This window comes from Roseateles sp. P5_B10, assembly GCF_056400485.1.
Map to the genome: position 1 here is coordinate 1 of NZ_JBFULE010000006.1, position 18,874 is coordinate 18,874.

Consider the following 18,874-nt stretch of genomic DNA (forward strand, 5'->3'; position numbering starts at 1 on the left):
GTCCCAAGTCGGCGTTCCCAGGTGGATAGTGGTCGAGGTGATAGGCGCAGACGAGAAACGGGTCGATGGTTTCCCAGGGGGTGCCGAGCCGGGCGACGCTGATGATGGAACGGGGCATGAACAATCCGAAGAGAGCAGTGGGTGAGCCACTCGTGGGCGGCAGTCAGCTCAGCTTGATGAGGTTCTGCAGGATCAGCGGCCCGCCCATACCGATCAGCAGCCCGCCCTCGTTCGCCTTGCCCAGAGGGACCGGCGCGAAGCCCAGGTCCGCGACCAGCTTGGCCATCGCCGCCTCAGCGCCGGCGTCGTTGCTCGACACGAACATGACACGCCGACCACCGTTGACCGCAGGGTCTTGCGCGAGCAGCTTGGCCGGCAGCTGGTTCAGCGTCTTGACCACCTTCGCGCCTGGGAAAGCGGCAGCCACCACGTCCGTGGAAGCCTGCCCCTTCAACTCTTCCGGCGAGATGCCGTAGGTGTTCATCGCGTCTACAACGACCTTGCCAGACCAGTTCGAGAGGGCTCCGCCGACCGCTGCGTGAGCACGGAACGGAACAGCCAGGATGACGACGTCGGCCGCAAGAGCGTCCTGCAACGCGACGGGAACCACCTTGTCGCCAAGTTCAGCGGCAAGGGGTGCGATGGACTCAGGGCCGCGCGTGTTGGCGATCTGAACGGAGATGCCGCTGCGGGCGAAGTGGCGAGCCAGGGCCGTGCCGACGTTGCCGGAGCCGATGATGGAATACGAGGTCATGATGATTCTTTCGATGGGGGTTTGAGAGCGGCGGGGTGTGAGCCCATCAGGCTGCAATCGCCTCAATGTCTTGCAGGGCCTTCGCGATGGCAGCGTCCTTGGCTTGCGGCCCGAACGCGATGCCTTCGGCGCGCACGACCTTCACGTCGGTCACACCGAGGAAGGCCAGCAGGCCAATGAGGTAGCTTTCCTGGTGCTCAAGCGCAGCAGCTGGGCTGCCGGCTGAGTACACGCCGCCCCGCGCCGACGCGATGAAGGCCTTCTTGCGCTTGAGCAGCCCTTCTGGCCCCGTGGCCGTGTACTGGAAGGTCTTGCCGGCCACGGCGACGCGGTCGATCCAGGCCTTGAGCGGCGTCGGAATCGACAGGTTGTACATGGGTGCGCCGATGACGAGGACGTCTGCGGCGAGCAGTTCGTCCATGTAGGCGTTGCCCTTGACCAGGTCGGCGTTGATGGTGGCGTCGTCGCTGGTAGCCCCCATGCGCGCGGCCATATGAGYGCCGGTGAGGTGCAAGGCGGGGTCGGCTGCAAGGTCCCGATAGGTCACCCGGATGTCCAGGTGAAGCGCCTTTTGGCGGGCGACGATTTCAGCAGTCAGCTGGCGGCTGACGGACGCGACGCCGAGGGCGCTGGAGTCAAGATGAAGGAGTTGCATGTTGGGTCTCGAAGTGGGTGGGGGCGGTTCGCAGCGGGCTTACTGCTTGACGGCTTCGACCTGCACGGCGAGCTTCACGGTGTCGGGGATGCCATAGTTGATGCCCCAGCCGATGCCCCATTGGCTGCGCTGAATCGTGGTCTCGAAGTCGCCGCCGCACACCTCGCGCTTGAGGATGGGGTTCGTGTAGCAGTTGAAGTTGGAGGCCTTCAGCACGACGGGGAGGGTCTTGCCCAGCAGCGTGAGTTGCCCCGCCACTTCGCTGACCTTGTCGCCGTTGAAGCTGAACGTGCTGGCGGCGAACTTGGCCGTCGGGAACGCGGCGGCGTTGAGGAAGTTGTCGCTCTGCAGGTGCTGGTCGAACGCGGCCGTGCCGGTGCTGATGGAGCCGGTCTCGAGCGTCAGTTCGACCTTGCCGGTCTTGGCCGCCTTGTCGAGTTGAACAGTGCCTTCCTTCTTGTCGAACCGACCGCGGTTGGTCGAAGTGCCGAAGTGGGTGACCTCAAAGGTCACGAAGGTGTGCGTGGGGTCGATGCTGTAGGTTGCGACTTCCGCGTGAGCAGTGCCGACGAGTGCGGTGGCGGCGGCCAGTGCGGCCGCGATGAGGGTCTTGCGCATGGGACGGGTCCTTTGAGGGTGGCTTGCAGAAACTGGGGCTAAAACAGAGATGGGTCCCTGCTGCCTCCTATCCTTTGCAGCGATGGCTGCATGGGAACGAATGATGGGGACCGGCTTCCATTCTGAGAAGCCGGTATATTGAGATTCGATCCATCTGTTTAAGAGATGGAAGGAGTCTCAATTGCTCGACGGCGTTTCCTTGGACCAGCTCAGGACGTTCATCGCCGCGGTGGACGAGGGCAGCTTTTCCGCCGCCGCACGCAAGCTCAACCGCGTGCAGTCAGCGGTGAGCGGCTGGGTCAGCGGGTTGGAGCAGCAAATCGGCGTGGTGCTCTTCGACCGCTCAGGCCGGTTTCCGAAGCTCACCGCGGAGGGTGTGCTTCTGCTGGCCGACGCCCGCAACATCGTGTCTGGTGTGGACACGCTGAAGGCCCGAGCCAAGCTGATGGCGGCAGGCCAGGAGACCGAGCTCTCGGTGGTGGTTGACGTGTTCTTCCCCACTGCGCTCGTCAGCGCTGCCGCAAAGGCATTTGCGAGCCAATTCCCTCTTACGCCGTTGCGCCTGTTCGTGGAGGGCCTGGGAGCGGCTTACCAGCCCGTGCTGGATGGGCGGTGCAGTTTGGGCATTCTCTCGACCTTGCCTGCAGTGACGTTCCCGTCGCTGGTGAGCGAGCGCTTGGGCGAATTGCCCCTGGTATCGGTCGCCGCGGCGAACCATCCGCTCGCGGCATGGGCAGATCGGATTCCCCGGAGCGAGCTGGCGAAGCACGTCCAGCTGGTGCTCACCGACCGATCAGACCTGATGGCAGGACGCGACTACGGCGTGGTGTCGCCGTCGACCTGGCGCCTAGCCGATCTGTCGACCAAGTACGCCTTCCTGAAGGACTGCGTCGGCTGGGGCGGCATGCCACTGCACATGGTCGAGAAGGACATCGCTGACGGCACCCTGGTTGTCCTCGATGTGGACGACATGCCGCGGACGGGCTTCATGTTGACCATGTCCGCGTATCACCCGGCTTCCGAACCGCCCGGGCCCGCGGGCAGGTGGTTCATTGACCACTTGAAACAGTCCTGGGAGTCCTTGCGGGAACTGCCCTGATGCCTTCGGCAGGAAGGCTCTTTCAGGGATACCCAGATGACGCTTGAGCGATCGGACGGTTGCTTGCAGCTTCCGCTGCAGAGATGTCGGGGTGAGGTGCGTGTGGCGCACCCTCGCCGCTCGAAAGCAGTCGTTGCTGCCATGTCGACAGGTGACTCGACGACTGCTTCCTGTCCAAGACCGTGAACCCGGCGACCTGCCGCGGATGACGGCACTCGCTGCAAAGCGGGCGCCAGCTCCTTAGTCCTGAGCCGCACGCCCTTGGCGTCGGTCAGGACTTCGCAAACCGCCTGCGGTACTCCGCCAGGCTGACCCCCAACCGCCGCGCAAACGCCCGCCTGAAGCCGTCCGCATTCGCATACCCCACCGCATCCGCCAGCCGCTTGGCCGGCAGGTCCGACTCCTCGGCCAGGCGGCGGGCGGCGTCGATGCGGGCATGGTCGACAAAGGCCGCGGGTGTGGTGCCGGCCTCGCTGCGGAAGGTGCGTGCAAAGCTGCGCTCGCTCATGCCGGCGCGCGCGGCCAGCGCGGGCACTGAAAGGTCGGCCTTCAGGTGGGCCAGCACATAGTCCTGCACGTCGCGCACGCTGGATCGCTCGGACGTCTGCGCGGCCAGGTGGGCGCTGAACTGGCTCTGGCCGCCGGGCCGCTTGAGGAACATCACCAGCTCGCGCACCACGCGCAGCGCGAGGTCGCGGCCGTGGTCTTCCTCCACCATCGCGAGCGCGAGGTCCATGCCCGCGGTCACGCCGGCGGACGTGAACAGCTTGCCGTCCTTCACGTAGATGGCGTCCGCCTCGACGCAGGCCTCGGGGTAGGCGGCCGCCAGGCGTGCCGCGGCGTTCCAGTGGGTCGCGACGCGCTTGCCGTCGAGCAGACCCGTGGCCGCCAGCACGAAGGCGCCGGTGCAGACTGAGCCGTAGCGCCGCACCGTGCGCGACTGGCGCCGCAGCCAGTCCTGCAATGGCCCGTCGCTCGCCATGTCTTCGATGGTGGGGCTGCCAGCCACGAGCAGGGTGTCGATGCGCCCGCGATGCGTCGCCACCGTCGCATCCACGGCCAGGCGCAGGCCGCTGCTGCTGGTGAGGAGGCCGGCCTCGCTGGAGATCAGCTGTACCTGGTAGGCCCTGGGGTCCTTGAGCTGGCGCGAGGCTTCGACGAAGACGTCGGCAGGCCCGGCGACGTCGAKCAGCTGGAAGCGGGGGAAGGCAAGGATGGCGACGCGCATGGCGGGGATGGCAGAGAAGGTCCGATGACTGGCAGAGAACGTCGCACGTTGGCGAAGACGGCCAAACGAGTCTGGCAGAAAATGTCGACACCGGCAAATTGCGCCAGAAGCCTCATCATGCAAACCCAACCCATCGGCCCAGCCTCACCCACTTTTGAAACGCGCCCGGCAAGCTCCGTGCGCGACCTGCCCGTCAGCCTGTTCGGTTCGGTCATGGGCCTGTCGGGGCTGGCACTTGCATGGCGGCTGGCGCACATCAGCCTGGGCGTGCCGGCGTGGGTGGGTGAGGCCATAGCGGCCTTTGCCGTGGGCGTGTTCGTGTTGTTGTCGCTGGGCTATCTGGCCAAGCTGGCCTGGCACCGCCAAGCCGTGCACGCGGAGTTCCATCACCCCGTGTCCGGCAACTTCTTCGGCACCGTCGTCATCGCGGTGCTGCTGGTGGCGGCGGTTGTCGAGCCGTACAGCACGCCTGCGGCCAGCGTTATCTGGACGGTCGGAGTGCTGGCAACGCTCGCCCTCGCAGGGGTGTCGACCTCCCGCCTGCTCAAGGGCAGCGCGGACGCGTCTCACGCGCTGCCGGCCTCGCTGATGCCGGGCGTGGCCACGCTGGACATCCCCCTGACCGGCAGCCACATGCCCATGGCCTGGGCGCCGGAGGTCAACCTGATGGCCGGTGCCGTGGGCGCCGTGCTGGCGGTGCTGCTCTACCTGCTGATCTTCAGCCGCCTCGTGCACCGCGACCCGCTGGCGCCCGCCATGACGCCGTCGCTGATGATCCTGATGGCGCCTTTTGCCGTGGGCTTTCTGGCGTACGTCAACCTCGTGGGCGGCGTCGACCGTTTCGCCGCGCTGCTCTTCTACTTCGCGCTGTTCATGTTCGTTGTCATCGTGCCCAAGGTGTTCCGCCGCGGCGCCAGCTTCTCGTTGGGCTGGTGGGTGATCGGCTTCCCGTTGGCCGCGCTGGTCAACGCAGCGTTGAAGTACGCGCAGTTCCGCGACAGCGCGCCGCTCTGGGTCATCGCCATCGTGCTGCTGGGCCTGCTGAGCATGGCGCTCGCGGTCCTCACGGTGCGCACCGTGTGGCTGGCGCTCAGCGGCAGGCTGTTGTCATGACGTGGCCGGCCAGGCCAGCTCCGCACGCAGCCCGCCGAGTGGTGATGCGTCCAGGCTGATGCTGGCGCCCTGCTGCCGCGCCGCCGCCTGCACGATTGCCAAACCCAGCCCGCTGCCTTCAACCGTCGCGCCTTCGCCGCGCTGGAAGCGATCGAAGACGCGCTCGCGCTGGTCGGCCGGGATGCCGGGGCCGTCGTCGTCCACACGCAGCAGCGGTGCGCCACGCGAGCCGCGCAGCGCGCTCACCTGCACCGTTCGGGCGCCGTACTTCACGGCGTTGTCGATGAGGTTGCGCAGGGCGCCGCGCAGGGCCTGGGGGTCGCCGGTCAGCGGCAGCGGGTCGGGGGCGGTCAGGGCCAGCGTCACGTCGGCCTTGTCGGCCAGCGGCTGCACATCGGCCACGGCCTGGCGGGCCAGGTCGGCGAGGTCCAGCGGCAACTCGGCCGCCGCGGCACCGGGCTCGGCGCGGGCCAGGGCCAGCAGCTGCTCGACGAGATGGACCGCGCGGTCGATGCCGCCGCGCAGGCGGGCTATTGCAGCGTCCTGCTCCTCGCCCGGCGCCGCATCGCGTAGCAAGCCGAGCTGCAGCTTCAGCGCGGTCAGCGGCGAGCGCAGCTCATGGGCGGCGTCAGCGACAAAGCTGCGCTGGGCGTCGAAGGCGGACGAGAGCCGCCCGAGCAGGTCGTTGAAGGCGTCGACCAGCGGCGCCACCTCGCCGGGCAGGTCGGCGGTGGGCAGCGGGTCCAGCGCGTTGGCACCACCGGCCTGGGCTGCGCGGGTGACGCGCGCCAGTGGCGCGAGTGACACGCCGAGCAGCCACCAGACGGCCGCCGCCACCAGCGGCAGGGCCACGGCCAGCGGTACGACACTGCGCAGGGCCGCCAGTGCGGCGAGCTTCTGGCGCACGGCCAGCGGCTGGGCGACCTGCACCACGCGCTGCGGCGTGGCCGCGCTGAACACGCGCCAGTCCTGGCCGCCCAGGTGCAGGTTGGAGAAGCCCAGCACCGCGCGCGGTGGCAGGGCCTCGGTCATGCCCTGCGGCCGGCTGGAATAGATCTCCAGCCCCTGAATGGACCAGATCTGCACGAGGTAGTCCAGGCTGGGGTCGGCCAGGGCCGCGGCCTCGTCGCCGGCAATGCGGCCTTGGTCGCGCAGCGACAACGCCGTCTGGCGCAATTGGTAGTCGAACAGTTCGTCGGCTTCGGCGCGCACGCTGACATAGGTGGCGCTGCTGACGGCTAGCGCGGTCACGGCGCCCAGGATGGCGAGCAGCGCGAACAGGCGGCTGCGCAGCGTGCCCAGCCACTTCATGGCGCGCCACCTTTCTCGGGGCCGGCGTAATAACCAAGGCCGCGCACCGTGTGCAGCAGGTCGGCACCCAGCTTCTTGCGCAGCTGGTGCATGTAGACGCTGATGGCATTGCTCTCCAGCTCCTCGCCCCAGCCGTAGAGGCGGTCTTCGAGCTGGGCGCGGGACACGATGGCGCCGGGCCGCTCCAGCAGCGCTTCCAGCAGCGCGAACTCGCGCGCCGACAGCAGGATGGGTTTGCCGGCGCGCGTGACCTCGCGGGTGGCGGGGTCCAGGCGCAGATCGGCGACCTGCAAGCCCGTGTCGGTGCGGCCGCCATGGCGACGCGTGACGGCGCGCAATCGGGCGAGCAGTTCGTCCAGCTCGAAGGGTTTGACGAGGTAGTCGTCGGCACCGGCGTCCAGGCCGGCCACCTTGTCGGTCACCGTGTCGCGGGCGGTCAGCACGATGACCGGCGTCGCGTCCTCGCGCGCCCGCATCGAGCGCAGCACGTCGATGCCGCCTCGCTTGGGCAGGCCCAGGTCCAGCAGCACGGCGTCAAAGCGTTCGCCGCTGGACAAGACCGCATCGGCGGCCTGGCCATCTCGCACCCAATCAGCTGCGAAGCCCTGGCGGCGCAAAGCCTCGCGCAGGCTCTCGCCGATCATGAGGTCGTCTTCGACAAGCAGTAGGCGCATGGTTCAGCGGGCCAGCAGCGCGGCGGCCGCCTCGGTGTCGATGACGGTGGCGTAATCGCTTTGCAGATTGGCCAGCGCCATCTGGTGCACCTCCTCGGCCGCATGGCGCACGCCGCGCAGGTCGGTCAGGTCGAAGGCAAAGCAGGCGTCGGCCACCACATGGGTCTGAAAACCCAGGTTGCCGGCGCTGCGTGCGGTGGCCTCGACCGAGTTGTTGGTGCTGACGCCGACGATGACCAGCGAGCGGTGGCCGCGCGCATGCAGCCAGCGCTCCAGGCCACTGTGGGTGAAGGCATCGGGCACGTTCTTCTCGACGACGTGCTCGTCGTCGCGCGGCGCCAGGGCAGGCTGGAACTCCGCGCCGGGCTGGCCCGGCCAGAACGGCGATCCGGGTGTGCGGGAGATGTGGCGAACGTGCACGATGGGTGCGCCGGCGCGGCGCCAGGCGTCCAGCAGGCGGGCGATCTGCACCTCGGCCTGCGGGTTGTTGCGCACGCCGGAATGGGGCCAGGTCATGCCGACCTGCATGTCGATGATGAGAAGAAGCGGCATGGGATAAAAGAAGGCAAGGTGTCAGCGGCTGGTTTCGAAGCCTGCACCCCTCACAGGGACGGCTGCGGCCGTGCGTTTACCAGCGTCGCCACGCTGACGCCGTGCATCGTAGGGCGAACGCAGGAGGCTTCAGCCGGCGGCACTCCCAGAGCGGCTCATACTCCTGCATGAAACTCGTAGTGGCTGTTCATTTCGATGGCGCGCAGGCGAATGCTGCCGCTGCGGCCTTCGACGCCTGGGATGCCGCGGAAGCGACGCAGACTTACATCTCGCACATCACCCATGTCGAGAAGGCCGTGCGAGGAGAACTCGACCTGCGAGAGCTGCCCTGTGTGATGCAACTGCTGCGCGAGCACAGCCTGGAACCGGAGCTCATCCTGGTTGACGGCTTTGTCCATCTGGATGCTGACGAAACGCCGGGCCTTGGCCAGCACCTGTATCACGCGCTGGGTGGCAAGGTGCCCATCGTGGGTATTTCGAAGCGGCGCTTGCCGGGCCTTTCGGCGCAGTTCGAGGTCATGCGAGAAGAGGAAACGCCGCCGCTGTTGGTGACGTGCGCGGGCATCGACATTGGCGCGGCCAAGGCGCGATTGCGCGCCATGCACGGCAGGAAGCGTGTGCCCACGCTCATGAAGCTCGCAGCTCGCCTGGCGAAGAACACGGATTGATGCCGCGCTGCGGTCACTGACCGGTGTCGGCTTTGGGGTGGGCCGACTGCAGACGCGCGACTATCCTCGGGCGGCGAGCAGCTAACGTCAGCAGCGAGCGAACAATTCGGCTTTGGCTAGGAAGATCAGGATGCGCACAACCTCGAACACGGCCGCCGGTGCGATTCATCGCCTGGCAATTGACAGCCAGGTGCTTGCTGGCAATCTGCTCGGCGACCCCACGCTGCGCGCCATCGACGTCTACGTTCCGGCGGGGCATGACGGCCGCGGCCTGCCGCTGCTGGTCGATATCGTGGGCTTCACCGCGGGCGGGCCGGCGCACACCAACTGGAAGAACTTTGGCGAGAACGTGCCCGAGCGGCTCGACCGCTTGATTGCGACCGGCGCCATGCCGCCGGTCGTCGTGGCCTTCCCGGACTGCTTTACCCGGCTCGGCGGCAATCAATATGTGAACTCGGCGGCGGTAGGGCGCTGGGACGATTTCCTGCGGGCAGAGGCGGTGCCCTTCGTCGAGGCCAGCTTTGGCTGCGGCGGCCTGGGCCGGCGCGGCATCTTCGGCAAGTCGAGCGGCGGCTACGGCGCGATGGTCCATGCGCTGCTGCATCCGGACTTCTGGAGTGCGGCAGCCGTGCATTCCGGCGACATGGGATTCGAGCTTCTCTATCGGCACGAATTCGTGCCGGTGCTTCGGGCGCTCGCCAAGAAACCCGAGATCGGCACGTGGGTCGACGCCTTCTGGCAGGCCAAGAAGGTCAAGGACAGCGACGTGCACATCCTCATGATGCTGGCTCAGGCGGCGAGCTTCGACCCGGATCCTTCAGTTCCCTATGGCGTTCGCCTGCCGGTGACGCTGGATACCTGCGAGCTGATTCCCGAGCGCTGGGCGAACTGGATGGCCTGGGACCCGTTGAGCCTTGTCGAAGAGCATGGGCGCGGACTGGTCGCGCTCAAGGCCCTGTACATCGACTGCGGCGATGTCGACCAATACAACCTGGTCTATGGCGCCAGGCGAATGCACAAGCGGCTTCTCGCCATGGACGTGCCGCATGTGTATGAGGAATTCAGCGACGACCATACGGCGGTCGACTATCGGATGGACGTCAGCCTGCCGATTCTGGCCAAGGCGCTCGCTCAGCCATGAACAGCGCAAATCAGGGCGAGCGTCGGAAAGCCAGATCGCCGGCCATCGTGCTCGGGACTGTCGCGGCCCTGGTCACCGCGGGTGCTGTGTCGTGGGCCACGCCGGACGGCAACCTCGTTGTGACCCTGGTGCCAGCCCTGGCAGTGGGCCTGGTCGTATTCGGTGTCGCGCTGTGGCGCTTGCGCCGTGTCCACGCAGGTCCTTGAAGCCGACTCTTCTCTCGATTCAAGGTTTGAGACCTGCCCGGCCATTTTCGATTGGGAGACCTACTCGCTCGCCGGCTCAAGGAAGCATCGTCGATAGCTCTTGAAGGGCGGGTCCGCGAACCGCGTATTGGCTTCTATCCCTTCAGGGTCGGCCGCCACGCTTTCACGGTAGCGGCGGTAGGCGTCGTCGTCAGGGAAGGCGAACAGGGCGACGGCTTCGTTAGCGGGGCCGGTGGCACCCAGGCTGGCGAAGCTCATGGCTGACCCAGCCGGCGCCTCGCGTGGCATGAAGAAGCCGTGGTGGACGCCGCCATGGCGGCGGATGAGGCGGACCCAGGTGCGGGCGTAGTCCRCGAACTCGTCCAGTCGATGGGGGTCAAGTTCGTAGCGAACTTCGCAAACGAGCTGGTAGTCGAGCATGGGGCTCAAGTGTCTTTGTGCGCAGCAGGGGTGTTGATGGAAAGAATACCTGCCAAAGGGCATCGACATCTCTGGCTAACCCAACTGCAGCTCAACTCGATCGCCAGACAATTGAACGAGAGGCCGCGCAAAACGCTCGGCTTCCAAACGCCCGCTGAGAGACTCAGCGAATGTGTTGCGTTGACCGGTTGAATCCGCCGCCTATGGCGGGCATTCGACCGGCACGCCAATCCCGGGATTTCGGCGCGGCAGTTCGGCGACGGGCGAGACGTGACGATCTCGAAAGCCGCGCACTTCGTGCGACGGGTCGCCGCTGAAGACTTCATGCGAGTCGATTGAGATAGCRCCTCGCCACGGTTGCCCGGCAAGGAGGGTTTTCCAGCTCGTGTTGCCGCTTCAGACACGCTCCACTGGCAGGCCAAAGTAAGGGCTGAGGCATCCTTGGCCGGGACGCAGTCGGGCCCAATCCAAGGTGCAAGTGCCGCTTGCCAAGAGGAGCCCAACATGATTCCCGATGTCGGCTTGAAGTGGGTGATCAGTGTTGCCACGCTCGCCCTGACCGCGTTCACCGTTCTGTCCGCCGACGCCGCGGACGCTCCCGCAGTCAAGGAGGGCGACTGGGTGGTGCGGGACTTTCGCTTCCATACGGGCGAGGTGCTTTCCGAGCTTCGCATTCACTACACGACCGTCGGCGCGCCGACGGGCGAGCCGGTCCTGGTGCTGCATGGCACCACGCAGTCGGGCACCAGCATGCTGGCTGCCGCCTTTGCCGGTGAGCTGTTCGGTGCGGGTCAGCCGCTGGATGCCAGCCGCTACTTCATCGTGCTGCCCGACGCCATCGGGCACGGCAAATCGAGCAAGYCGTCCGATGGGCTTCGGATGGCTTTCCCCAAGTACAACTACGACGATCTGGTCGAGGCCCAGCATCGGTTGCTGACCGAGCATTTGGGCATACGCCGCCTGCGGCTGGTGCTGGGGTTCTCGATGGGCGGTATGGAGACGTGGCTCCTGGCCCAGAAGTACCCCGACATGATGGACGCCGCAGTACCCATGGCCTCGTTGCCGGTGGAGATGTCCGGCCGCAACTGGATGCTCAGGCGCCTCATCATCGACTCCATCCGCAACGACCCCGATTGGCTCAACGGCGGCTACACCAAACAACCACGCAGCGCGCAGTTCGCCTCGGTTTTCTATGGCCTGGCTACCAGTGGCGGCAACCAGGCACTCAACAAGATCGCACCGGTGCGGGCCAAGGCGGATGAGCTCGTCAATAGCCGCCTGGCCGCCGCCTACAGTGCCGACGCCAACGACGTGCTCTACCAATGGGAGTCGTCACGTGACTACAACCCGGCCGCCGGGCTTGAGCGCATCACGGCCACGTTGTTGGCCATCAATTCAGCCGATGACGAGCGCAATCCACCCGAACTGGGCGTGATGGAGCGCGACATCAAGCGCGTGAAGAACGGCCGTGCCCTGCTGATACCCGCGTCCGACCAGACTGCGGGCCACGGCACGGTCTTCCAGGCAAAGTTTTGGAAGAAGGAGCTGATGGAGCTGTTGCAGGCGGCCCCACGTGAGGCGAAGTAGGTGCGAGATGGCAGCTCTACATGCACGCTCGTTTCAGGCGTTGGGTTTCGGCGCCGCGCTCAATGCGCTTCCGTTTCCTGCATGTCCCATATCCCCTTCCAGCTTGAAGCAGCCTATAGCGCCGGACTGGCCTCCCTAAAACGCACTCTTCGTCGTCCCCCCATCCACCCGCAGCGCCGCCCCCGTCGTGGCCGAGGCCAAGGGGCTGGCGACATAGGCCACCAGGGACGCCACCTCCTCGGGCGTCCCGAAACGCTTGATCAGCGAGGTCGGCCTGACCTTCTCGAAGAACTCGGTCTCGAACTCGGCAAAGGATTTGCCCTGGGAGACTTGCTCGACGAATTCATTGACGCCGCGCGAGCGCGTCGGGCCGGGCAGCACGCTGTTGACGGTGATGCCGGTGCCGGCAAGGGACTCGGCCAGGCCACGCGAGACGGCGAGCTGGGCCGTCTTGGTCATGCCGTAGTGAATCATCTCCGCCGGGATCTGCACGGCGCTTTCGCTGGAGATGAAGATGATGYGGCCCCAGTTGGCCGCCTTCATCGCCGGCAGCACCAGCCGCGCCAGGCGCACGCCGCTGAGCACGTTGACGTCGAAGAAGCGCTGCCAATCGGCGTCGGGGATGTCCTCGAAAGGCTTGGCTTCGAAGATGCCCAGGTTGTTGACCAGGATCTCGATGCCGGGGTGCGCGCGCACCAACGCCTCGGCGACGTCAGGCTGGCTGAGGTCGCCCGCAAAGCCGAGCACCTCCTGGCCGGTGGTGGCATTGATCGACGTGACGGCGGCGTCGACCGCGGGCTGCATGCGGCCATTGACGATGACGCGCGCGCCCTCGGCGGCCAGGGACTGTGCGATGGCATGGCCGATGCCGGCCGTGCTGCCCGACACGAGGGCGAGGCGGTTCTTCAGTTGCAGGTCCATGGCAAGCCTTCCAAAAGGAATGAAGCTAGCCGATGCGGAACGACCCGATCCGCATTGGGGCTGTTCCGCACCGCGCCGGTGCGACAGGGCGCCCAGCCGGCCCAGTTTTGTGCGCATGACTTGCATACAAGCCAGATGAGCGCTGGCATGGAAGCTGCAAAGCCCCCGCCATGGGCATCTCGGCCACCGACATCAGCCAGCGCATCATCGAAGCGGTGCTTGCGCAGAAGCTCGCGCCTGGCGCGCGGCTGGGTGAGCAACAGCTGGCGATGCTGTTCGACTGCAGCCGCACCATCGTGCGCGAGGCGTTGACGCGGTTGGCGGCGCGCGGCATCGTCACCGTCAGCGCGCGGCGCGGCTGGTATCTGATCGCGCCAACGCCGGACGAGGTGCGCGAGGCCTTCGAAGCGCGCCGCGTCATCGAACTGGGCCTGATCCGCGGCCAACCGCAACTGCCCGCCGACGCGATCGCGCGGCTCAACCAGCATCTGCAGCAGGAACAGGCGGCGCTGCGCGGCGACGACGTCGGCACGCGCAGCTTCCTGCTCGGTGACTTCCATGTCTGCCTGGCCGAATGCCTGGGCAACAGCCTGCTGGCCGACACGCTGCGCGACGTCACGGCGCGCACGACGCTGATCGCGATGCGCTACCAGTCCTCCCACGACGCGGCGCTGTCCTGCCAGGACCACGTCGCCATCGTCGAAGCCCTGGCCGCAGGCGACAGCGCCCGCGCCGAGGCGCTGATGGCCGAGCACCTGTCCAGCGTGCAGGCCGCGCTGCGCCTGCCCGCCGACGACGACCCGCTGCAGCAGCTGCGCGAAGCCCTCGCGCCGCTGCCTTCCACGACTTCCTCCACCGCCGAACCCGCCTACCTAGGAGCCCTGCTATGACCTTGACGCTTTCCCGCCGCCTGACGCTGATCGCCGGCCTGAGCCTGTTGGCCGCCGCTGCCCAGGCCCAGACCGCGCTGGACACCATCACGAAGAGCAAAGCGATCAAGATCGCCATCCCGACGGACTACCCGCCCTACGGCTTCGTCGGCCCCGACATGGCGCCGCAGGGCCTTGACGTCGCGGTGGCCCAGCTCATCGCGGCCAAGCTGGGCGTCAAGGTGGAGCTGGTGCCGGTGACCAGCGCCAACCGCATTGCCTATCTGCAGACCAAGAAGGCCGACCTGGTCATCTCGACGCTGGGCAAGAACCCCGAGCGCGAGAAGGTCATCAACTTCAGCGCCGCCTACGCACCCTTCTACCAGGCCGTGTTCGCGGCCAAGAGCCTGCCCATCAAGACCTGGGCCGACCTGGGCGGGAAAAGCGTGGCCGTCACGCGTGGCGCGATGGAAGACCAGGAGCTGGCCAAGGTGGCGCCGGCCACGCTGGAATACAAGCGCTTCGAGGACAACAACGCCACCATCGCCGCCTTTGCCGCCGGCCAGACCCAGCTGCTGGCCACCAGCGCCGCCGTGGCCGGCAATCTGATGCAGCGCAACCCGGGGCTGAACACCGAATACAAGCTGCTGCTCAAGGACAGCCCTTGCTTCGTCGGCGTCGCCAAGGGTGAGGACGCGCTGCTGGCCAAGGTCAACGACATCATCGCGGCGGCCAAGGCGGCCGGTGAGCTGGAGGCGCTGTCCAAGAAGTGGCTGGGCCGTGGCACCGGCGACCTGCCGCTCTGACGCGAAGCGAGCGAAGCCATGATCAGCTTCGATTTCCTCGCGGTGCTGGCCGAATGGCCGCTGCTGCTCAAGGGCCTGGCATGGACGCTGGGGCTCACCCTCATCGCGACGCCGCTGGGCCTGCTCATCGCCACGCTGGGCGCCTGGTCGCGCGCCAGCGGCCCGGTGTGGCTGCGGCGGCTGCTGGGCGCCTACGTCGAGCTGCTGCGCAACACGCCCTTCATCGTGCAGCTCTTCTTCATCTTCTTCGGCCTGCCGGCCGCGGGCGTGAAGCTGTCGCCTGAGGCCGCCTCGCTGATCGCGATGACATTGAACCTCGGCGCCTATGGCACCGAGATCCTGCGTGCCGGTATCCAGGCCACGCCGCGTGGGCAGTGGGAGGCGGCGCAGAGCCTGGCGCTCAGCCCCGTGCAGGTGTTCACGCGCGTCGTGCTGCCGCCGGCCCTGCAGCGCGTGTGGCCGGCGCTGACGAGCCAGATCATCATCGTCATGCTGGGCTCGGCCGTCTGCGGGCAGATCTCCACCGAGGAGCTGAGCTATGCGGCCAACCTCATCCAGAGCCGCAACTTCCGCGCCTTCGAGGCTTTCATCATCGCGACGCTGGCCTATCTGGCCCTGGCCATCGCAGCGCGCAAGCTGCTGAGCTGGGCCGGCCCGCGCTTCATCTTCGGAAGGCGGTCGGCATGATCGAGTTCACCCTGTGGGACATCGTGCGCAACCTGCTGCTGGCGCTGCGCTGGACGGTGGCCCTGTCGGCCATCGCCTTCATCGGCGGCGGCCTGGTGGGCGGYCTGCTGCTGACGCTGCGCATCGGCATGGGCGCCCGCACCCGGCGCGCCATCGCGCTGTACGTCCAGCTGTTCCAGGGCACGCCGCTGCTGATGCAGCTTTTCCTCGCCTACTTCGGCCTGGCCCTGCTGGGCCTGGAAGTGTCGGCCTGGATGGCCGCGGCACTGGCGCTGACGCTCTACACCAGCGCCTACCTCGTCGAGATCTGGCGCGGCTGCGTGGACGCCGTGCCGCGCGGCCAGTGGGAGGCGGCGCGCAGCCTGGCGCTGAGCTTCGGCGAGCAGCTGCGCCACGTCATCCTGCCGCAGGCCGGTCGCCTGGCCATCGCGCCGACGGTGGGCTTCCTGGTGCAGGTCATCAAGGGCACGGCGCTGGCGTCGGTCATCGGCTTCATCGAGCTGACCAAGGCCGGCAGCATGATCGCCAACGCCAGCTTCAAGCCCTTCCTCGTCTTCGGTTGCGTGGCGCTGCTGTACTTCGCGCTGTGCTTCCCCGTCAGCCTCTTGGCACAACATCTGGAAGGCAAAGCCCATGGCCGCCCAACTTGAAGACCTGCAGGCCGCGCCCGTCGTGCCTGGCGCCCCCATCGTGCGCATCACAGCGCTGCGCAAGTCCTATGGCGCCAACGAGGTGCTCAAGGGCATCGACCTCGACGTCCTGCGCGGCGAGGTCATTGCCATCATCGGCAAGAGCGGCTCCGGCAAGAGCACGTTGCTGCGCTGCATCAACGGGCTGGAGCAGTTCCAGGACGGCTCGCTGACCGTCAACGGCAAGCCGCTGCTCTACGAGAGCGCGATGGCCATGCGCGCGCTGCGCCAGCAGGTGGGCATGATCTTCCAGGGTTTCAACCTGTTCCCGCACCTGAGCGTGGGCCGCAACGTGATGCTGGCGCCGACGCTGGTGAAGAAGCGCAGCGCGCACGAGGCGGCCGAGCAGGCGTCGAAGCTGCTCAGCCGTGTCGGCCTGGCCGAAAAGTTCGACGCCATGCCCGACCAGCTCTCCGGCGGYCAGCAGCAGCGYGTSGCCATCGCCCGCGCGTTGGCGATGGAGCCGGCGGTTTTGCTGTGCGACGAGATCACCTCGGCGCTGGACCCGGAGCTGGTGGGCGAGGTGCTGCGCGTCGTCGAGACCCTGGCCGACGAAGGCATGACGCTGCTGATGGTCACGCACGAGATGAGCTTCGCCCGCAAGGTGGCGGACCGCGTCATCTTCATGCACCAGGGCCGCGTGCACGAGATCGGCCCGCCGGCCGCGCTCTTCGGGGCGCCGCAGACGCCGGAGCTCAAGCAGTTCCTGTCCTCATTGCACGACTAGGGCATCGAGCAGCGCGGTGGCGCCGGGCGTGAGTTCGCCGAAGCACAGCAGTAACTGGCGCACGGCCCAGGCATCGCTCAGCCTGCGGACACGGACACGTGGACCAGCCAGCCGCGCCGCGGTCAGCGCCGGCACGACAGCCACACCGACGCCATCGGCGACGAGGCGCAGCATGGCGTCGAAGCCCTGCACCTGCACGCGGTGGTGCAGGCCACGGCCATGCTGCAGCGCGCGGGCCAGCAGGAAGCGGCTCAGGCCCGCCTCTGCCGGCAGCCCGACGAAAGGTTGGGCCAGCAACTCGGTGAAGGCGATGGCCCGTGCCCGGCCCTTCACCCATGCGGCGGGCAGCACGGCGACGAGCTCGTCCCGACGAAAGGGGCGCGTCGCCAATCCTTCGGTATTGACGTAGTCGGCCACGATGCCGAGGTCCGCGCGCTCCTGGCGCATGGCGAACAGCACGTCCTGGCTGTCCAGTTCGCGCAGCTCCACGTCGATGTCCGCGTGGGCCGCGAGAAAGGGGCCGAGCAGCGGCGGCAGATGCTCGCTGATCGCCGCGGTATTGCACAGCAGCCGCACCGTGCTGCGCACGCCGTGGGCATGCGCTGCCATGCCGGCGTGCAAGGCCTCCATCTCGCGCTGCAGCCGACCCGCATGGCGCAGCAGCGTGCGGCCGGCGTCGGTCAGCGTGACGCCGGTCTTGGCGCGCTGCATCAGCACGGCGCCCACGACCCGCTCCAGCGCCTGCAGCCGTGTGCTCGCGGCCGCCAGGGACAGGTGCACGGCCCGTGCACCGGCCGTGATGGTGCGGCCTTCAGCCACGGCAGCGAACAGGCGCAGGTCGAAGGGGTCGATGCGGTAGTGGGGGTTGCGTGCGGTCATGGCTCATCCTTCGGCAATGCCTGAGGATAGGCGCGGCATTGCGCGATGGACGCAGGCCACCGCCGCCCGGACCATGCCGGCATGGATGACATCGACTGGCTTTCCGCCGGCCTGCTGGGCTGGGTGGCATTGACTTTTCTGCTCGCCGGCCTCGTCAAGGGCGTGTCTGGCATGGGCCTGCCCACGCTGGCGATGGCGCTGTTGAGCCTGCACCTGCCGGCGGCACCGGCCGCCGCGCTGATGCTGCTGCCGGCGCTGCTGACCAATGTCGCCCAGTGCCTGGGCCCGCACGCGGCCGGGCTGTGGCGGCGGCTCTGGCCGCTGTGGACCGGCCTGGTGCTGGGCACGTTGTTCGCCCCGGTGCCCAGCCTCGGCATGGGCCATGGCGGCGCGCGGCTGGCGCTGGGCGCAGTGCTGGTGGCCTATGGCGTGTTTGGTCTGTGCCGGCCGCGGCTGCCGGACCTGGGCCGGCATGCCGGCTGGCTAGGTGCGCTGGCCGGTTTGCTCGGCGGTGCGGTCAGCGCGGCCACCGGCGTCTTCGTGCTGCCCATGGTGCCTTTTCTGCAATCCTTGCAGTTGCGGCGAGGCGCCTTGATCCAGGCTCTGGGCATCAGTTTCATGCTGGCCTCCCTCGCCCTGGCTGCACGGCTGGGCGGCCTGGATGCGGCAGCGCCGCCCGACCCCTGGGCCAGCGGCGTGGCGTTGGGCGCGGCGTTTGCCGGCATGGCGCTCGGCGCGCGCCTGCGCGAGCGCCTGCCGACCCTGATGTTCCAGAGGGCGCTGTACGCCATCTTCCTGCTGCTGGGCTTGCTGATGTTGCGGCGCTAGGAACGGCGATTGCCGCATCCCTGGCATCGCCGTTGACGCATGAAAGGAATGCCATGAGCAAATCCCCTGGGCATCGGGACCATCCCGAACACACGGTTGCCGAAACCCGTCTCGCCCACCGGGTCACGGCCAGCATCGACGGCCAGGTCGTCGCCGAATCGGATGACGTCATCCGTGTCGACGAGACCGGCGCGCCGCCACGCTTGTACTTCCCGCGCGACAGCGTCCAGGTCGACAAGCTGGAACGCAGCGATACCCAGACCCACTGCCCCTTCAAGGGCGATGCCACCTACTACAGCGTCACCCAGAACGGGCGCAGCCTCAAGGACGCGATCTGGTCCTATGAAGCGCCCTATGACGAGCACGTTGCACTGAAGGGCCGCATGGCCTTCTACGACGAGAAGCATGCCGGCATCACCTTCAGAGAAGCTGGCTAAGCTTG

At 67.4% G+C, this 18,874-nt stretch carries 23 protein-coding genes and 1 pseudogene; 14 read left to right on the forward strand and 10 right to left on the reverse strand.

Annotated elements, in window-relative coordinates:
• Positions 1–163 precede the first annotated feature (163 nt).
• Genes AC1DU6_RS01085 through AC1DU6_RS01095 form a run of 3 tightly spaced genes read right to left on the reverse strand, consistent with a single transcriptional unit; the run spans position 164 to position 2,027 of the window.
• Positions 164–754: an NADPH-dependent F420 reductase gene (locus tag AC1DU6_RS01085; protein WP_477855884.1), complete on the reverse strand. Its 591-nt coding sequence runs from the start codon at positions 752–754 to the stop codon at positions 164–166.
• Between the two features lie 46 nt (positions 755–800).
• Positions 801–1,409 carry an FMN-dependent NADH-azoreductase gene (locus AC1DU6_RS01090; RefSeq protein ID WP_477855885.1) on the reverse strand — a complete coding sequence of 203 codons (609 nt, stop codon included), beginning with the start codon at positions 1,407–1,409 and terminating at the stop codon, positions 801–803.
• Positions 1,410–1,448: 39 nt separating this feature from the next.
• Positions 1,449–2,027, reverse strand: coding sequence for a YceI family protein (locus AC1DU6_RS01095; RefSeq protein WP_457322707.1), 579 nt, complete (start codon positions 2,025–2,027; stop codon positions 1,449–1,451).
• A 181-nt stretch (positions 2,028–2,208) separates the two neighbouring features.
• Between AC1DU6_RS01095 and AC1DU6_RS01100 the strand changes: the two genes are divergently transcribed.
• Positions 2,209–3,126, forward strand: a complete 918-nt coding sequence (locus tag AC1DU6_RS01100; protein ID WP_057295916.1) for a LysR family transcriptional regulator — start codon at positions 2,209–2,211, stop codon at positions 3,124–3,126.
• Between the two features lie 271 nt (positions 3,127–3,397).
• Here AC1DU6_RS01100 and AC1DU6_RS01105 read toward each other — a convergent pair whose 3' ends face one another.
• Entirely contained in the window at positions 3,398–4,354 is a 957-nt protein-coding gene (locus AC1DU6_RS01105; RefSeq protein WP_477855886.1) for a GlxA family transcriptional regulator, read from the reverse strand.
• A 117-nt stretch (positions 4,355–4,471) separates the two neighbouring features.
• Between AC1DU6_RS01105 and AC1DU6_RS01110 the strand changes: the two genes are divergently transcribed.
• Complete coding sequence (locus AC1DU6_RS01110; protein WP_477855887.1) at positions 4,472–5,467, forward strand: SLAC1 anion channel family protein; 996 nt, start codon at positions 4,472–4,474, stop codon at positions 5,465–5,467.
• Here AC1DU6_RS01110 and AC1DU6_RS01115 read toward each other — a convergent pair.
• From AC1DU6_RS01115 to AC1DU6_RS01125, 3 genes are read right to left on the reverse strand one after another with little or no spacing between them, the layout of a single operon-like run.
• A complete protein-coding gene (locus AC1DU6_RS01115; RefSeq protein WP_457322703.1) occupies positions 5,462–6,778 on the reverse strand; it encodes an ATP-binding protein in 1,317 nt (438 codons plus the stop codon). The two genes, AC1DU6_RS01110 and AC1DU6_RS01115, sit on opposite strands and share 6 nt — an antisense overlap.
• Positions 6,775–7,452 (reverse strand): response regulator, encoded by a 678-nt coding sequence (locus tag AC1DU6_RS01120; protein WP_477855888.1) that lies wholly within the window; start codon positions 7,450–7,452, stop codon positions 6,775–6,777. The genes AC1DU6_RS01115 and AC1DU6_RS01120 overlap by 4 nt, the downstream gene beginning before the upstream one ends.
• A gap of 3 nt (positions 7,453–7,455) precedes the next feature.
• The gene (locus AC1DU6_RS01125) at positions 7,456–8,004 is read right to left on the reverse strand and encodes a cysteine hydrolase family protein (protein WP_477855889.1); all 549 of its coding nucleotides are present in this window, start codon (positions 8,002–8,004) and stop codon (positions 7,456–7,458) included.
• A gap of 167 nt (positions 8,005–8,171) precedes the next feature.
• Here AC1DU6_RS01125 and AC1DU6_RS01130 point away from each other — a divergent pair, with 167 nt between their 5' ends.
• From AC1DU6_RS01130 to AC1DU6_RS01140, 3 genes are all read left to right on the forward strand, one after another.
• The gene (locus AC1DU6_RS01130; RefSeq protein WP_477855890.1) at positions 8,172–8,672 is read left to right on the forward strand and encodes an endonuclease V; all 501 of its coding nucleotides are present in this window, start codon (positions 8,172–8,174) and stop codon (positions 8,670–8,672) included.
• A gap of 130 nt (positions 8,673–8,802) precedes the next feature.
• Complete coding sequence (locus AC1DU6_RS01135) at positions 8,803–9,813, forward strand: alpha/beta hydrolase (RefSeq protein ID WP_477855891.1); 1,011 nt, start codon at positions 8,803–8,805, stop codon at positions 9,811–9,813.
• The gene (locus AC1DU6_RS01140; RefSeq protein ID WP_457446817.1) at positions 9,810–10,019 is read left to right on the forward strand and encodes a hypothetical protein; all 210 of its coding nucleotides are present in this window, start codon (positions 9,810–9,812) and stop codon (positions 10,017–10,019) included. Before AC1DU6_RS01135 ends, AC1DU6_RS01140 begins: the two co-directional genes overlap by 4 nt.
• 60 nt (positions 10,020–10,079) lie before the next feature.
• Here AC1DU6_RS01140 and AC1DU6_RS01145 read toward each other — a convergent pair whose 3' ends face one another.
• Positions 10,080–10,439: an NIPSNAP family protein gene (locus AC1DU6_RS01145; protein WP_477855904.1), complete on the reverse strand. Its 360-nt coding sequence runs from the start codon at positions 10,437–10,439 to the stop codon at positions 10,080–10,082.
• Between the two features lie 40 nt (positions 10,440–10,479).
• Here AC1DU6_RS01145 and AC1DU6_RS01150 point away from each other — a divergent pair.
• A pseudogene (locus tag AC1DU6_RS01150) lies at positions 10,480–10,631 on the forward strand (IS30 family transposase); the annotation flags it as partial.
• 312 nt (positions 10,632–10,943) lie between these two features.
• A complete protein-coding gene (locus AC1DU6_RS01155; RefSeq protein WP_477855905.1) occupies positions 10,944–12,026 on the forward strand; it encodes an alpha/beta fold hydrolase in 1,083 nt (360 codons plus the stop codon).
• Positions 12,027–12,161: 135 nt separating this feature from the next.
• Here the strand turns inward: AC1DU6_RS01155 and AC1DU6_RS01160 are convergent, their stop codons facing one another.
• Positions 12,162–12,947, reverse strand: coding sequence for an SDR family NAD(P)-dependent oxidoreductase (locus AC1DU6_RS01160; RefSeq protein ID WP_477855892.1), 786 nt, complete (start codon positions 12,945–12,947; stop codon positions 12,162–12,164).
• A gap of 170 nt (positions 12,948–13,117) precedes the next feature.
• Between AC1DU6_RS01160 and AC1DU6_RS01165 the strand changes: the two genes are divergently transcribed.
• From AC1DU6_RS01165 to AC1DU6_RS01185, 5 genes are read left to right on the forward strand one after another with little or no spacing between them, the layout of a single operon-like run.
• Positions 13,118–13,837 carry a GntR family transcriptional regulator gene (locus tag AC1DU6_RS01165; RefSeq protein WP_457320378.1) on the forward strand — a complete coding sequence of 240 codons (720 nt, stop codon included), beginning with the start codon at positions 13,118–13,120 and terminating at the stop codon, positions 13,835–13,837.
• A complete protein-coding gene (locus AC1DU6_RS01170) occupies positions 13,834–14,622 on the forward strand; it encodes a transporter substrate-binding domain-containing protein (RefSeq protein WP_056205423.1) in 789 nt (262 codons plus the stop codon). The genes AC1DU6_RS01165 and AC1DU6_RS01170 overlap by 4 nt, the downstream gene beginning before the upstream one ends.
• Before the next feature lie 18 nt (positions 14,623–14,640).
• Positions 14,641–15,309: an amino acid ABC transporter permease gene (locus AC1DU6_RS01175; RefSeq protein ID WP_056205422.1), complete on the forward strand. Its 669-nt coding sequence runs from the start codon at positions 14,641–14,643 to the stop codon at positions 15,307–15,309.
• The gene (locus AC1DU6_RS01180; RefSeq protein WP_477855893.1) at positions 15,306–15,959 is read left to right on the forward strand and encodes an amino acid ABC transporter permease; all 654 of its coding nucleotides are present in this window, start codon (positions 15,306–15,308) and stop codon (positions 15,957–15,959) included. The genes AC1DU6_RS01175 and AC1DU6_RS01180 overlap by 4 nt, the downstream gene beginning before the upstream one ends.
• Positions 15,943–16,725 (forward strand): amino acid ABC transporter ATP-binding protein, encoded by a 783-nt coding sequence (locus tag AC1DU6_RS01185; protein ID WP_056205419.1) that lies wholly within the window; start codon positions 15,943–15,945, stop codon positions 16,723–16,725. Before AC1DU6_RS01180 ends, AC1DU6_RS01185 begins: the two co-directional genes overlap by 17 nt.
• Here AC1DU6_RS01185 and AC1DU6_RS01190 read toward each other — a convergent pair.
• Complete coding sequence (locus AC1DU6_RS01190) at positions 16,711–17,604, reverse strand: LysR family transcriptional regulator (protein WP_477855894.1); 894 nt, start codon at positions 17,602–17,604, stop codon at positions 16,711–16,713. The genes AC1DU6_RS01185 and AC1DU6_RS01190 overlap by 15 nt on opposite strands.
• Before the next feature lie 81 nt (positions 17,605–17,685).
• Between AC1DU6_RS01190 and AC1DU6_RS01195 the strand changes: the two genes are divergently transcribed.
• Both AC1DU6_RS01195 and AC1DU6_RS01200 read left to right on the forward strand, forming a co-directional pair.
• Positions 17,686–18,432, forward strand: a complete 747-nt coding sequence (locus tag AC1DU6_RS01195; RefSeq protein WP_477855895.1) for a sulfite exporter TauE/SafE family protein — start codon at positions 17,686–17,688, stop codon at positions 18,430–18,432.
• A gap of 53 nt (positions 18,433–18,485) precedes the next feature.
• Positions 18,486–18,869, forward strand: coding sequence for a DUF427 domain-containing protein (locus AC1DU6_RS01200; RefSeq protein ID WP_477855896.1), 384 nt, complete (start codon positions 18,486–18,488; stop codon positions 18,867–18,869).
• Positions 18,870–18,874: the final 5 nt, after the last annotated feature.

What these genes read in the sequence shown, in the direction of transcription:
- AC1DU6_RS01085 (WP_477855884.1), bottom strand. Translation starts at nt 754, where the DNA reads ATGACCTCGTATTCCATCATCGGCTCCGGCAACGTCGGCACGGCCCTG.
- AC1DU6_RS01095 (WP_457322707.1), bottom strand. Translation starts at nt 2,027, where the DNA reads ATGCGCAAGACCCTCATCGCGGCCGCACTGGCCGCCGCCACCGCACTC.
- AC1DU6_RS01110 (WP_477855887.1), top strand. Translation starts at nt 4,472, where the DNA reads ATGCAAACCCAACCCATCGGCCCAGCCTCACCCACTTTTGAAACGCGC.
- AC1DU6_RS01115 (WP_457322703.1), bottom strand. Translation starts at nt 6,778, where the DNA reads ATGAAGTGGCTGGGCACGCTGCGCAGCCGCCTGTTCGCGCTGCTCGCC.
- AC1DU6_RS01120 (WP_477855888.1), bottom strand. Translation starts at nt 7,452, where the DNA reads ATGCGCCTACTGCTTGTCGAAGACGACCTCATGATCGGCGAGAGCCTG.
- AC1DU6_RS01125 (WP_477855889.1), bottom strand. Translation starts at nt 8,004, where the DNA reads ATGCCGCTTCTTCTCATCATCGACATGCAGGTCGGCATGACCTGGCCC.
- AC1DU6_RS01130 (WP_477855890.1), top strand. Translation starts at nt 8,172, where the DNA reads ATGAAACTCGTAGTGGCTGTTCATTTCGATGGCGCGCAGGCGAATGCT.
- AC1DU6_RS01135 (WP_477855891.1), top strand. Translation starts at nt 8,803, where the DNA reads ATGCGCACAACCTCGAACACGGCCGCCGGTGCGATTCATCGCCTGGCA.
- AC1DU6_RS01140 (WP_457446817.1), top strand. Translation starts at nt 9,810, where the DNA reads ATGAACAGCGCAAATCAGGGCGAGCGTCGGAAAGCCAGATCGCCGGCC.
- AC1DU6_RS01165 (WP_457320378.1), top strand. Translation starts at nt 13,118, where the DNA reads ATGGGCATCTCGGCCACCGACATCAGCCAGCGCATCATCGAAGCGGTG.
- AC1DU6_RS01170 (WP_056205423.1), top strand. Translation starts at nt 13,834, where the DNA reads ATGACCTTGACGCTTTCCCGCCGCCTGACGCTGATCGCCGGCCTGAGC.
- AC1DU6_RS01175 (WP_056205422.1), top strand. Translation starts at nt 14,641, where the DNA reads ATGATCAGCTTCGATTTCCTCGCGGTGCTGGCCGAATGGCCGCTGCTG.
- AC1DU6_RS01190 (WP_477855894.1), bottom strand. Translation starts at nt 17,604, where the DNA reads ATGACCGCACGCAACCCCCACTACCGCATCGACCCCTTCGACCTGCGC.
- AC1DU6_RS01195 (WP_477855895.1), top strand. Translation starts at nt 17,686, where the DNA reads ATGGATGACATCGACTGGCTTTCCGCCGGCCTGCTGGGCTGGGTGGCA.
- AC1DU6_RS01200 (WP_477855896.1), top strand. Translation starts at nt 18,486, where the DNA reads ATGAGCAAATCCCCTGGGCATCGGGACCATCCCGAACACACGGTTGCC.